The sequence below is a fragment of the Streptomyces sp. NPDC058373 genome, assembly GCF_042723275.1.
Taxonomy (GTDB): Bacteria; Actinomycetota; Actinomycetes; order Streptomycetales; family Streptomycetaceae; genus Streptomyces.
In genome coordinates this window covers 1-13644 of the sequence record NZ_JBHXJE010000046.1, presented here as the reverse complement: position 1 = coordinate 13644, position 13644 = coordinate 1, and the positions used below count along the sequence as shown (strand labels likewise).

General features: G+C 70.0%; 8 protein-coding genes. 2 read left to right on the top strand and 6 right to left on the bottom strand.

What is annotated here, in order from left to right; genetic code table 11:
- Positions 1 to 75 precede the first annotated feature (75 nt).
- Positions 76 to 2259 carry a murein biosynthesis integral membrane protein MurJ gene (murJ, locus tag ACFWMZ_RS22960; protein ID WP_383172977.1) on the bottom strand — a complete coding sequence of 728 codons (2184 nt, stop codon included), beginning with the start codon at positions 2257 to 2259 and terminating at the stop codon, positions 76 to 78.
- A 48-nt stretch (positions 2260 to 2307) separates the two neighbouring features.
- Positions 2308 to 4668: a DUF6049 family protein gene (locus ACFWMZ_RS22955; RefSeq protein ID WP_383172974.1), complete on the bottom strand. Its 2361-nt coding sequence runs from the start codon at positions 4666 to 4668 to the stop codon at positions 2308 to 2310.
- Between the two features lie 177 nt (positions 4669 to 4845).
- On the opposite strand from ACFWMZ_RS22955, the gene ACFWMZ_RS22950 reads away from it, so the two are divergent.
- Positions 4846 to 6312: a CCA tRNA nucleotidyltransferase gene (locus ACFWMZ_RS22950; RefSeq protein ID WP_383172971.1), complete on the top strand. Its 1467-nt coding sequence runs from the start codon at positions 4846 to 4848 to the stop codon at positions 6310 to 6312.
- 159 nt (positions 6313 to 6471) lie between these two features.
- Here the strand turns inward: ACFWMZ_RS22950 and ACFWMZ_RS22945 are convergent, their stop codons facing one another.
- The 4 genes from ACFWMZ_RS22945 to ACFWMZ_RS22930 form a co-directional block, all read right to left on the bottom strand.
- Positions 6472 to 7002 carry a hypothetical protein gene (locus ACFWMZ_RS22945; RefSeq protein ID WP_383172967.1) on the bottom strand — a complete coding sequence of 177 codons (531 nt, stop codon included), beginning with the start codon at positions 7000 to 7002 and terminating at the stop codon, positions 6472 to 6474.
- Positions 7003 to 7120: 118 nt separating this feature from the next.
- Entirely contained in the window at positions 7121 to 8380 is a 1260-nt protein-coding gene (locus ACFWMZ_RS22940) for an MFS transporter (RefSeq protein WP_383203800.1), read from the bottom strand.
- 197 nt (positions 8381 to 8577) lie between these two features.
- The gene (locus ACFWMZ_RS22935) at positions 8578 to 9660 is read right to left on the bottom strand and encodes an inositol-3-phosphate synthase (RefSeq protein ID WP_383172961.1); all 1083 of its coding nucleotides are present in this window, start codon (positions 9658 to 9660) and stop codon (positions 8578 to 8580) included.
- 59 nt (positions 9661 to 9719) lie between these two features.
- The gene (locus ACFWMZ_RS22930; protein WP_383172959.1) at positions 9720 to 10397 is read right to left on the bottom strand and encodes a helix-turn-helix transcriptional regulator; all 678 of its coding nucleotides are present in this window, start codon (positions 10395 to 10397) and stop codon (positions 9720 to 9722) included.
- Between the two features lie 384 nt (positions 10398 to 10781).
- Between ACFWMZ_RS22930 and ACFWMZ_RS22925 the strand changes: the two genes are divergently transcribed.
- Positions 10782 to 13457 carry a transglycosylase domain-containing protein gene (locus ACFWMZ_RS22925; protein ID WP_383203797.1) on the top strand — a complete coding sequence of 892 codons (2676 nt, stop codon included), beginning with the start codon at positions 10782 to 10784 and terminating at the stop codon, positions 13455 to 13457.
- The last annotated feature ends 187 nt before the right edge of the window (positions 13458 to 13644 follow it).

Sequence of the window (13644 nt, the reverse complement as noted above, 5' to 3'; positions counted from 1 at the left end):
ACGACGCCAAACCCAATTGTGCCCACAGTCGGTCGCTATGCACGACACGCGGGCACCGCTGATGGTTGTGCGCTCTCAGCGTCCCAGACGACCGCGGACCATCCCCACCAGGGAGTTGATCTCGTTGATCCGCATCTTCCGGCCCGCGACGAAGAAGACCGCCAGCAGGACCGCGCCACCGAGGACCAGAGCGGCCAGCGAGCCCAGGGCGCCGCTGCCGAGCCACCGCATCACGCCGAAGGAGACCGCGCCGCCCGCGATCGAGGCGGGGACGGCCGCGCCGATGAGCCGGGCGTAGGTCCGCAGCACGTGCGACCCGTCCAGGTCGCCGCCGAGCCGCTTGGCCAGCCGCTTCCAGGCGACACCCACACCGACCGCGTAGGCCAGGCCGTAGGAGGCGGCCATGCCGACCACGGCCCATCGGAAAGGCAGCAGGAGGTAGCAGAGGCCCGAGGCCGCCGCGTTGACCGCGGCGACGATCACGGTGTTGTAGAAGGGCGTCCGGGTGTCCTCGTAGGCGTAGAAGCCGCGGAGCACCACGTACTGCACGGAGTACGGGATGAGGCCGAGGGCGAAGGCCATGAGGATGTAGCCCATCGAGTGGGCCGCCTCAAGTCCGGCGGAGGAGAAGAGCAGGGTGGCCGTGGGCAGGCCCAGCGCGAGGAAGCCGAAGGCGATCGGGACGATGGCGACGGCCGAGTTGCGCAGGCCCTGCGAGATGTCGTCGCGGACCGCGCCGACGTCGTTGTCGCTGGCGGCGCGGGAGATGCGGGGCAGCAGGGCCGCCATGACCGAGACGGTGATGATGGCCTGCGGCATGCCCCAGATGAGCTGGGCGTTGGAGTAGGCCAGGATGCCCGCGCCGTCGACGCCGGACTTCTCACCGGCCGAGGTGGCGAGTTGGGTGACGGCGAGCACGCCTGCCTGGTTGGCGAGGACGAACAGGACGGTCCACTTGGCGAGCCGGACGGTCTTGCCGAGCCCGTGGCCCTTCCAGTCGAACCGCGGCCGGAACCGGAAGCCCGTCTCGCGCAGGTAGGGGATCATCGCCAGGGCCTGGACGATCAGCCCGAGCAGCGTGCCGATGCCCAGCAGGCGGATGCCCTCGTCGGGGATGGTCTGGACGGTCATCCCGGAGTCGGCGGAGGTGCCGTAGACCCAGATGAAGAGGCCGAACGTGACGATCATGACGATGTTGTTGAGGACCGGTGTCCACATCATCGCGCCGAACTTGCCGCGTGCGTTGAGGATTTGGCCCATCACCACGTGGACGCCCATGAAGAAGATCGTGGGCAGGCAGTAGCGGGCGAAGGCGACCGCCACGTTGTTGGCGTCGGGGCGGCTGGCCAGCGTGTCCGACATCAAGTGGACGAGAAGTGGCGCCGCCAGGACCGACAGGGCGACGATCGCGCCGAGCGCCACCATCACCAAGGTGAGGAGCCGGTTGGCGAAGGCCTCGCCGCCGTCCTCGTCGTTCTTCATCGCCCGTACGAGCTGCGGGACGAAGACGGAGTTCAGACCGCCGCCGACGGTGAGGATGTAGATCATCGTCGGCAGGGTGTAGGCGACCGTGAAGGCGTCACCCAGCAGAGCCGCGCCGAGGGCCGCGGTGATGACCAGCGAGCGGACGAAGCCGGTCAGCCGGGAAACCATGGTGCCGGCGGCCATGATGGCGCTGGACTTCAGCAGCGAGGCCGCCTTGCCCTGCTTCTTCGGCGCCGGAGCGGGCTCCGGGTCGGCCTGCGGCGGGGGCGGGTCGGTGGGCGGGCGGCCGCCGCCGCTCTGTTGCTGGTCCTTGTAGAGGTGGGCGAAGGCGTCGGGCTCGTGACGCTCCTGACCGGCCTGGGACACGAGGTCGTCCACTCCCAAGAACTGCGTCGTTCCGGTCGCGTCCCCGTACGGCAGGTGCTTGCCCGGGCCCGCCGGCTCCGGCGGGGGAGCCTGCGCCCAGACCCGCGGGTCGGGCGCCGGCTGCTCGGGCTGGGGCGGACCGTACATCGGGGCCGCCGGGGGGCCGCCGGGCGTCGGGGGGTGCGCGGCCCGGTCGTACAGGGCCTCGCCGACCGGGTCCTGGACGCTCAGGTCGTGCGCCCGGTACGGGTCCTGGTCGTAGGCGTGCTGGAGATAGGGGTCGGGCCCGGGCTGCTGGGGGAACCCCTCGCCCGTGGGCCCGCCGGGCTCCGGCGGGGCCGACCGGTCGCCCTGCGGCACCGAGCCGTCCGCGCGCTGGCCACGGTCACCGTTGTACGGCGCGTTCATGGTCTAACCCCACCTCATCGTCCCCGGGCCCACGGGCCACGACATTGCTCAGCGGTCCACTGTCTCACCCGGGCCGGTGGGCTCCGGGCTTTCGGGAGCGGTGTCCGGGCCGTGGTCACCCGGCTGCCCGGGGCCGCCGTCCCCGTCCTGCCCCTCGTCCGCCGTGCCGGGACCCGGATCGCCCGGCGCCCCGCCCTGCTCCTCCAGCTCCCGCGCCTGCCGCTTGCGCTGGGTGTACATCCGGAATCCGGCGAGGACGAGCAAGAGTACGCCGCCCGCGAGGACCAGCATCACCGTCGGCGTGAACTCCGTGACGTTCACGTCGAAGCGGATGGGCGCGCCGTAGGCCCGGCCGTCCTCCGTGTACAACTGCGCCTTCACCGGCACCGGCCCGTTGGCGTTGGCGGTGGTCGTGAACTTCACCGACTGGCTGTGGCCGCCGGAGACCTTGACCGGCTGGTCCTGGTAGCGCCCCTCGCCGATGTTGAGCCGGGTCGGCTTGGAGGACTCGAGCCGCAGCACCAGGTTCTCGACGCCTTGGAGAAGGTTGTTCTGCACGGTCACCGGGATGGTGGCGCTGTGGCCGGAGAGCTTGGCCTCGCTCTTCTCGATGAGCTGGACGCCCCCGATCAGGTCGTCCAGGTACTCCGAGACCCCCTTGCGGAACTGCTCCGCCTCCTTGGGCCGTCCCCGCCAGGAGGTGGACATCTCCCGGTCGACGGCCCGGCCGAACGGGGGCACCACGCGGTCTTCGTTGGTGAGGATGACCTTGAAGCGGTCCAGCTTCTCCTGGGTCTCCTTGATCTTCTCGAACGCCGCCTTCGGCAGCTCCTGCTTGCGCAGCGCCGAAGGGTACGCGCCGTTCCCCGGCACCCGGGAGGTCGCGCGCGGGTCCGGCTCGGCCTTCGCCGCCGCCGTGAGGTTCTGCGGGGTGGTCCACCGCTCGTCGTCCAGGGCCCGCAGCGCCTCCGCCATCGTCCGGGCCTGGCTGGCGGTCGGCATGCGCTGCGGAGCGACGACGAGGCTGCGCTCGTTCCCCTCGTCCTGGAGCGTCGTCATCAGGGTCTGCGCCACGAAACGCTGCACGGCGAGGGTCGCGTTGCCGGCCTTCGTCATGTCGCCCTGGAAGACGGTGGAGAGCCGGCCGTCGGCCACCACGGCCGTCGTCCCGCCACCGATCGGCCGCGCCGCCGACGGGGTGTACGTGAGGCTCCCGGCCTCCCGCATGCTGTCGCTGCGGGCGATCACGTTCCGCGCGCCCGCCGAGGTCGCCACGTCGATGATGGAGGGGCTGACCGCGCCGTCCACCGGCCAGGCGAAGTCGGTGCTGGGCTTGACGTGGAGGACCGTCTCCACGGTGCTGGCGGCCACGTCGGTGGCGTCCTTCAGCCGCCCGAGCGACCCGGAGACGTTCTTGCCCCGGTGGGCGATCGAGGCGAGGTCGGGGTCGGCGTAGGGGAGGGCGACGATCTTCTTGCCCGCCACCGCGCTCTCCACGGAGGCGAGCCAGTCGGTCGCGAGCTTCTTGTTCCGGTCGTTGCCCGGGCGGGCGGTGCCGTCCGCGTCGCGCACCTGGTAGCCGTCACGCATCGCGTCGACGGAGGCCAGCAGGTCGGGATCGACGACCCAGGTGATGTCGAGCTCCCGGCCGAGGGCGACCATGCGCTCCAGCCGGCCGCCCGGGGCGATCTCCTCGGCGAGGGCGTCGTCCTCGAAGACCGGTGTCTGCTCCTCGTCGGAGGCGGTCTCCGCGGTGAGGTGCGAGGTGGAGATGAGCGGCCACATCATCGTGAGCGAGGTCTGGCCGCCGGTCGCCTTCGGCTGCCACGGCAGGAAGGTCCGCGCGATGCCCTGCACCTGCTCGTACGGCTGGGCGGCCGTCTGCCCGCTCAGCGAGACACCGAGCTGGTAGATCCCGTTGCCGTCGAGGTCGAGGTCGTCGACCGGGACCGAGAGGCGGAACGGCAGCGACCGGCCCGCGGCGAGCGAGTCGACCTCCTGGGCGTACTTGCCCTCGATCTCCACGCCGTCGGCGCCCGGGGAGAAGCCGTCCCGGCGGGCGGCGTGATCGATGGCACTGCGGCCGTTGAGGACCGGGCCGACCCGGAGGCCGACATGGGCGTCGGTGATCGTCCGCTTGCTCTGGTTGGTGACCGTGCCCGTGATCGTCAGGCGGTCGCCCTTGACCGGCGCGGCCGGGGCGAACGAGTCGAGGGAGACGGAGACCGGCTGCGCGGTGCGCGCCTGGGTCTCGGCGGCGGGCATCCGCGGGGCGGTGGCGGCCTGGGCCGCCGGGACCTGGAGCACTCCGCCGAACAGGGCTGTACCGGCGAGGAGGGCCGCGCCCCGGCCGAGCCACCTGCGGGCTGCTGACGGGCCGGTCCTCGGGATGTCTGCCGCCTCGGCCACGCGCTCGTCCGTCCCTTGTTCGTCAGCTCGGTCGGTGGTTGTCGGGTGATGCGTCCAGGCATCGTAACGATGCGAACTGAGCCGAAGTGCCGGGGAGTGCTCCAGAGGATCATCGCTCAGGCGCCCGCCCGGAAACGGGTCGGCCCGCGCCGACGCGGGCACGTACCCTTTTCTGTTGTGCCGAACGCCAACGAAGACAAGCCCCGTGAACTGAGCCAGGCGCAGCGCCGCGCTGTGAGCGAACTGCTGCGCGTCTCCCCCGCCGCGGACGACCTAGCCCGTCGCTTCGAGGAGGCCGGACACTCCCTCGCCCTGGTGGGCGGCTCGGTCCGGGACGCGTTGCTCGGGCGGCTGGGCAACGACCTGGACTTCACGACCGACGCCCGGCCGGAACAGGTCCTGAGGATCGTCCGGCCGTGGGCGGACGCCGTCTGGGAGGTCGGCATCGCCTTCGGAACGGTCGGCTGCCAGAAGCGGGCCGTCGTGGGGGACGAGGAGCTCACCTTCGAGATCGAGATCACCACGTACCGCTCGGAGGCGTACGACCGCACCTCGCGCAAGCCGGAGGTCTCCTACGGCGACTCGATCGAGGACGACCTGGTCCGCCGCGATTTCACGGTGAACGCCATGGCGGTGGCGCTCCCGCGGAAGGAGTTCATCGACCCGTACGGCGGCCTGGAGGACCTGGCGGCCCAGGTGCTGCGGACGCCCGGGACGCCCGAGGCATCCTTCTCGGACGACCCGCTCCGGATGATGCGCGCCGCGCGGTTCGCCGCGCAGCTCGACTTCGACGTGGCGCCCGAGGTGGTCACCGCCATGGCGGAGATGGCCGAGCGGATCACCATCGTCTCCGCCGAGCGGGTCCGCGACGAACTGAACAAGCTTCTGCTCTCCACCCACCCCCGCAAGGGCCTCACCCTGCTCGTCGACACCGGGCTCGCCGCGCACGTGCTCCCGGAGCTGCCGGAGCTGCGGCTGGAGAGTGACGAGCATCACCGTCACAAGGACGTCTACGAGCACAGCCTGACCGTGCTGGAGCAGGCCATCGACCTGGAGGAGGACGGGCCCGACCTGACCCTCCGGCTGGCCGCGCTGCTCCACGACATCGGCAAGCCGCGCACCCGCCGCTTCGAGAAGGACGGCCGGGTCTCCTTCCACCACCACGAGGTGGTCGGCGCCAAGATGGTGAAGAAGCGCATGACGGCGCTCAAGTACGCCAACGACCTCGTCAAGGACGTCTCCCGGCTGGTGGAGCTGCACCTGCGCTTCCACGGCTACGGCACCGGCGAGTGGACCGACTCCGCGGTCCGCCGGTACGTCCGGGACGCGGGCCCCCAGCTCACCCGCCTCCACAAGCTGACCCGTTCCGACTGCACCACTCGGAACAAGCGCAAGGCTGCGGCGCTCTCGCGGGCCTACGACGGCCTGGAGGAGCGCATCGCCCAGCTTCAGGAGCAGGAGGAGCTGGACGCCATCCGGCCCGACCTCGACGGCAACCAGATCATGCGGATCCTCGGCGTGGGCCCCGGGCCGGTGATCGGCAAGGCATACGCCTTCCTGCTCGACCAGCGGCTGGAGAACGGCCCCATGGGGGAGGAGGCGGCCGCGGCCGCGCTCAAGGAGTGGTGGGCCGCGCAGAGCTGAGCGCCCCAGGGCACCGGAGAGCACGAAGGGGCGGCATGTTTCACGTGAAACATGCCGCCCCTTCGCCGATGCCGGAGTAAGTCAGCGGTGTCCCTTGTCTTCCGCATGCGATGTTTCACGTGAAACAACCGCGGTCGACGGGGCGGGACCGGCTGGGGATCAGGCGTCGTCCAGGCAGAGGACGAAGCTCTTGCTGTCCCCGGTCTCCGTGTAGGCGTACTTGAAGCCCTTCGCCTCGGCCTCGCACTTGGACTGGGCGATCATGCCGGTGAACTTGCCCTCGATCTTGGCGAGGACCTTGTACTCGGCCTGGCCGGAGCCGCACTCCACGACCTCCAGGTCCGGGTTGTTGTCGTCGTCGTTGCCCCGGTGCATGCAGTCGCCCACCGCGGCGGTCTTGGCGTCGTCACGGCTGGCCAGCCAGCCGCCGGCGATGACGGCGAGCACGACGCAGGCGCCGACGATCCGCACGATGTTCTTCTTGTTGCGGCGCGGCGGCTCCGGAGCGGCGCCGGGCATGCCGGGGGCCGCGTAGGGGCCCTGCTGGGGGAAGCCCTGCGGCGGCACGCCCTGCGGGGGGACGCCCTGCTGCGGCTGGCCCGGGGCGGCCGGCTGCTGGCTGTAAGGGTTCTCGCCCTGCGGAGGCTGCTGGCCGTACGGGTTCTGGCCCTGGGGCGGCGGAGTGGTCACTTGGGGGTCCCCCTGTGGAAAACGAGGTGTGGCCTCGGTGCGATAAGACGTGCGTAAGCTAACCGGCCGCACCGACAGGGGAGAAGCCAACTGGGGCTCCGTAGCACTGATGTGACACTTACTGCCGGTCAAAACGGGTCATCAGCACCGCAACCGCTCCGTAGACCAGAGCCACCAGGACCACCAGTCCGGGCGACCTCCCGTCGGCGGGCAGCAGAAGCGCGGAGACCCCTGCCGCGGCCACGAAGGCGACGTTGAAGAGGACGTCGTAGACCGAGAAGATCCGCCCGCGGAAGTCGTCCGCGACCGAGGCCTGCACGATGGTGTCCGTGGCGATCTTCGCCCCCTGCGTGGCCACCCCGAGCACGAAGGCCCCGGCCAGCAGCGGCACGGGCGCGAAGGTGAGCCCCAGGGCCAGTTCCAGCACGCCCGCCGCGGCGGCACAGGCCACGATCCACCCCGTCGCCCCGAGCCGCCGGACGGTCGAGGGGGTGACCAGCGCGGCGACGAAGAACCCGGCGCCGGAGACCGCCACCGCGACTGCGAGGAGCGCGAGCCCTTCGTCCTCGTCGGCGGACCAGGCGTACCGGCACAGCATGAGGAGCAAGACGGTGAGCGCGCCGTAGCAGAACCGCATGGCCGCCATCCCCGCCAGTGCCCGCGCGGCACCCCGCCGGCCGGGCTCGCGCAGATGGCGTACCCCGGCGACGAGCCCCCGGGCCGTCCCCGCGACCGCCGTGCGCAGGTGCTGGAGCTGGTCCGGGTCGGGGCCGAGCAGGGGGACGGCCAGGGTGAGGGAGGCGACGGCGGAGGCGAGGTAGAGCGCCCCGCCGAGCAGCAGCACCGCCGCGTCGGAGTCCGAGACGAGCAGCCTGACCAGGAAGGCGAGGCCCCCGCCGGCGGTGGCGGCGAGCGTTCCCGCGGTCGGCGAGAGCGCGTTGGCGATGACCAGCTTCTCGCGGGCGACCACGCGGGGCAGCGCCGCCGAGAGCCCGGCGAGGACGAACCGGTTGATCGCGGTCACGCAGAGGGCGGCCACGTAGAAGAGCCAGTCGGGCACGCCGGTGACCATCAGCACGGCGGTCAGCGCGGCGAGGGCGGCGCGGAGCAGATTTCCGTAGAGGAAGACCTGGCGGCGGCGCCAGCGGTCGAGGAGGACCCCGGCGAAGGGGCCGATCAGGGAGTACGGGAGGAGGAGCACCGCCATGGCCGAGGCGATGGCGGCGGCGGAGGTCTGCTTCTCGGGGGAGAAGACGACGTAGGCGGCGAGGGCCACCTGGAAGACGCCGTCGGCCGCCTGGGAGAGGAGGCGGACGGTGAGCAGCCGCCGGAAGTCCCGCACGCGCAGGAGTACTCGCAGGTCACCGACGACAGCCATGGGGTCAGCCTCGCACGAGCGGTGGTGACTTGGCCGGGCGCCCGGGGCAAGCGCCCCCCGGCCGGGCCTGGAGCGGGGCGACGCGCGGAGGGGCGGCCCTCCCCGAAGGAGGGCCGCCCGTCATGTCCGGCTCTGCGCCCCTGGGAAGGGGCGGGAACGACGGCTCGGAGCCTCGCGGCTCACGGCTGGCTCACGGCTCAGCGCTCGACCTCGCCCTTGATGAACTTCTCGACGTTGGCGTGGGCCTCGTCGTCGAAGTACTGGACGGGCGGGGACTTCATGAAGTAGCTGCTCGCGGAGAGGATGGGGCCGCCGATGCCCCGGTCCTTGGCGATCTTCGCGGCGCGGACGGCGTCGATGATGACACCGGCGGAGTTCGGGGAGTCCCAGACCTCCAGCTTGTACTCCAGGTTCAGCGGGACGTCACCGAAGGCGCGGCCTTCCAGGCGGACGTAGGCCCACTTGCGGTCGTCCAGCCAGGCCACGTAGTCCGACGGGCCGATGTGGACGTTGTCGGCGCCCAGGTCGCGGTCGCGGATCTGCGAGGTGACGGCCTGCGTCTTGGAGATCTTCTTCGACTCCAGGCGGTCGCGCTCCAGCATGTTCTTGAAGTCCATGTTGCCGCCGACGTTGAGCTGCATCGTGCGGTCCAGGATGACGCCCCGGTCCTCGAAGAGCTTCGCCATCACGCGGTGCGTGATCGTGGCGCCGACCTGGGACTTGATGTCGTCACCGACGATCGGGACCCCGGCCTCGGTGAACTTGTCCGCCCACTCCTTGGTCCCCGCGATGAAGACCGGGAGGGCGTTGACGAACGCGACCTTGGCGTCGATGGCGCACTGCGCGTAGTACTTCGCTGCGTCCTCGGAACCCACCGGCAGGTAGCAGACGAGGACGTCGACCTGGCGGTCCTTGAGGGTCTGGACGATGTCGGCCGGCTCCTCGGCGGACTCCTCGATCGTCTCGCGGTAGTACCGGCCGAGGCCGTCCAGGGTGTGGCCGCGCTGGACGGTCACGCCGGAGTTCGGCACGTCGCAGATCTTGATCGTGTTGTTCTCGCTGGCGCCGATGGCGTCGGCGAGGTCCAGGCCGACCTTCTTGGCATCCACGTCGAACGCGGCGACGAACTCGACGTCGCTGACGTGGTAGTCGCCGAACTGGACATGCATGAGGCCCGGGACCTTGCTGTCCGGGTCTGCGTCCTTGTAGTACTCGACGCCCTGCACCAGCGAGGCGGCGCAGTTGCCCACGCCGACGATGGCTACGCGAACCGAACCCATTCCGGTTGCTCCCTGTGTGTTCTCGGTGTTCCCGATGAGGCCCTGCGGAGTGCCGGGACTCATGTGGCGGTGTCGTCGGACGAATCCGGGCGGGAGGTCTCCCCCGACCGGGGCAGATCGTCCTTCTCTCCGGATGTGCCCTGCTGAGGTGAGCCGTCCTGGCCGGTACGCCGCCGGCGGCCCGACCGTTCGCTCTCGATCAGCTCGTTCAGCCAGCGCACCTCGCGCTCCACGGACTCCATTCCGTGCCGTTGGAGTTCGAGGGTGTAGTCGTCGAGGCGCTCCCTGGTACGGGCCAGTGAGGCCCGCATCTTCTCCAGCCGCTCCTCCAGCCGGCTGCGCCGGCCTTCGAGCACTCGCATGCGGACATCGCGCGACGTCTGGCCGAAGAAGGCGAAGCGGGCGGCGAAGTGCTCGTCCTCATAGGCGTCGGGACCGGTCTGCGAGAGCAGATCCTCGAAGTGCTCCTTACCTTCCGCGGTGAGCCGGTAGACGATCTTGGCCCGGCGGCCGGTGAGGGGCGCCGCGGGGGCGTCCTCGGGCGGACCGCTGGACTCCTCGATCAACCAGCCGTTGGCCACCAGCGTTTTCAGGCACGGATAGAGCGTGCCGTAGCTGAAGGCGCGGAAGATCCCGAGCGAGGTATTGAGTCGTTTCCGCAGCTCGTAGCCGTGCATCGGGGACTCACGCAGCAGTCCGAGGACGGCGAACTCAAGGATGCCGGAGCGTCTGCTCATGTCCGCCTCTCCGCCGCCGTGTGGTGCCCTCGCCGGTCTTTATGCCGAGCTGATGTATCGACTCGATACATCCCGACGATAGATCGAGGTCAGGGGTTGGACAAGTGGGGCCACGGTGAACGGCGTCACATCACTGAAACGACGTACCGGAGTTGCCTGATTTGGGGTGAACTTCGCTGCCGGGGTGGTTTTGACGGTGCGTAGTCTGTGCGGCATGCAGACCGCCGGGAACTATGTGGCGCCAGGTGGCGTCAGCAATAGGGGCGTGCCCGGACACCGTGTGGACAGCCACCGCAAGGAAGCGCGTCCGGGCGTCGGGGGGACCGACAATCAGCTGCCGTTCCAGGCGCGCGAATCCGCGCCTGTCCGAGGAGTAGTCGTTCGATGAGCGAGCATCGTCGCAAACCGCCGCAGCAGCAGGGCGGCGGACGTGCCGCCGCCCGGCGCAGCCAGTCAGGCCGCCGTGCTGCGCCGCGTGGCGCCACTCATGCGCCTTCCGCCTCGTTCGGTTCCGAGGGCGAGGGCCGTCCCTACGGGGGCCGCGCCGAGGCGCGCAAGGCGGCCAAGGGCGGCCGTCGCAGGGCTGCCGACAACAGCGCCGGACATGGCGCCGGGGCAGGCGGCGGCCGCGGAGGCGGCCGCCGTGGGGGCGGCGGGGCCGAAGGCGGCCGTGGCCGGGGCCGCGAGCCCGAGAAGAAGCGCTTCATCGACTATCCCCGCGCGGGGAAGTACGGCTGGCGCCGTTTCGTGCCCTCGTGGAAGCAGGTCACCGGAACCTGCCTAGGCTTCTTCGGCCTGCTGCTGGCGAGCGCCGGCATAGGGCTGGCCATGGTGGACATCCCGGACGCGCAGAAGACGGCGAACGTCCAGAAGAACGTCTACTACTGGTCCGACAGCACCCAGATGGTGATCGCGGGCGGGGGTGACAAGAACCGCCAGATCGTCGACATCGAGGAGATCCCGGAGTCGATGCAGAACGCGGTGGTCGCCGCGGAGAACGCCACGTTCTGGGACGACAGCGGCGTCGACCCGATGGGTATCGCGCGCGCCGTCTTCAACATGGCGATGGGCGGCAGTACCCAGAGTGGTTCGACCATCACTCAGCAGTACGTCAAGAACACGTACCTCAGCCAGGAGCAGACGCTCAAGCGCAAGGTCACGGAGCTGCTGATCTCGGTGAAGGTGGGTGGTGTCGAGTCCAAGGAGCAGATCCTCGCGGGCTACCTGAACACCGCCTACTACGGCCGGGGGGCGTACGGCATCGAGGCTGCGGCGCGTGCCTACTACGGAAAGCCCGCCCTCGAACTCGACACCAGCGAGTCGGCTTTCCTGGCGGCCACCCTCAACGGCCCGAACCTCTACGACCCGGCGGGCGGCCAGGGGCCCGGTGCCTCGGCGAAGGAGAACACGGAGCGGGCCACCAACCGGTGGAAGTTCGCCCTTCGCCGCATGGTCGAGATCGGCGAACTGCCGCAGGCGGAGCGCGAGGAGATACTCGCCAAGGGATTCCCCCGGCCCGATCCGCCGAAGCCGGCCACCAACAAGGCAGGTCAGATCGGCTACCTGACGGACCTGGCGGACAACTACATCGTCGCCAACACAGACATCAGCCGGACCGAGCTGGACCGTGGCGGCTACAAGATCCACACCACCTTCGACAGGAAGAAGATGGCGGCCCTCACCAAGGCCGTCGAGAAGGTGGAGGACGCGAACATCGACCCGAAGAAGCGGCCGGAGACGGACAAGCACGTCCAGTTCGGTGGCGCTTCGGTCGAGCCCAAGACCGGCAAGATCAAGGCGATCTACGGCGGCTCCGACGCCACGGTGCACTTCACCAACAACGCCGACTACACCGGTGTCCAGGTCGGTTCGACCTTCAAGCCGTTCGTCCTCTCGGCGGCGATGGAGTACGGCATCCGGAACCCGGACCTGCCCCCCGAGCAGACGCCCGAACAGCGGACCATCGTGTCGCCGAAGAGCATCTACGACGGCGACAACAAGCTGAAGGTGAAGAACTACGACGGTTCGGTCTGGCGGAACGAGAAGGATGAGGAGTGGCATCAGCGCAACGACGGTGATGAGTCGAAGGGCGACATCGACCTGAGGACCGCGATGCAGTTCTCGACCAACACGCCGTACATCCAGCTCGCGATGGACGTCGGCCTCGACAAGGTCCGCGAGACCGCCGAGGCCGCCGGGATCAAGAAGGACAACCTGCCCGGCTGGCGCAGCCCCTCCTTCGCCCTCGGCACCTCGGCGCCCAGCGCCATCCGCCTCGCGGGTGCGTACGCCACGTACGCGGCCAGCGGTAAGCAGGTCGACCCGTACTCGGTGGAGTCCATCGAGGCCAAGGACGGCGAGGTCTGGAACCACGACTCCGTCGCCAAGGTGAAGCAGGGCATCCCGGCGGACGTCGCGGACAACGTCACCGACGTCCTGCGCACCGTCGTCCAGGAGGGCACCGGTACGGCCGCCAAGCCGGTCGACGCCCAGTGGCCGACGGCCGGCAAGACCGGTACGACCGACGGCAACAAGTCCGCGTGGTTCGCCGGCTACACCCGGCAGCTCTCCACCGCCATCGGCATGTTCCGTGTGGACGACCAGGCGAAGAACCAGAAGTTCCTGGAGATGTACGGGACCGGTGATCAGAAGTCGATCCACGGTGCCTCGTTCCCGGCCGAGATCTGGACCGAGTACATGCTGTCGGCGATGAAGGGCAAGACCCCGCAGCAGTTCCCGGAGCCCTCCGAACTCGGCACGATCGTCGGCGAGCCGGAACCGAGCCCGACGCCCAGTCCGACCGAGACGGAGAAGGAGGACGGGACGCCCAGTCCGACGCCGAGCGCGGACCAGCCCTCGAACACTCCGGAGCCCGACCCCTCGTCGACCTGTCGGCCGCTCGACTGGGAGTGCCGCGAGAACGAGAACGGCGGCAACGACAACGAGGGCAATGAGAACGGCTCGGGTGACCCAGGAGGTGGGGATCCCACCTCGGAGCCGCCGCCCGAGCCAGGGGAGAGCGAGGGCAACGAGGACGGGAATCCCGGAGGGTGGTTCTAAGGCCCCCACGGTCAGCCGCTCTCCTGGCACCCCGCCCGTACTCCGGGCCCGCCCGCTTCCGGCCTCGTGCCGGGGGCGGGCGGTTTCCTTCGGGCATCACGCCCCATTAGGGACAGTGAGGGCATCGACGCCATGTTTCACGTGAAACATCGTGTTTCACGTGAAACCACGGGCCGACGCACCAACG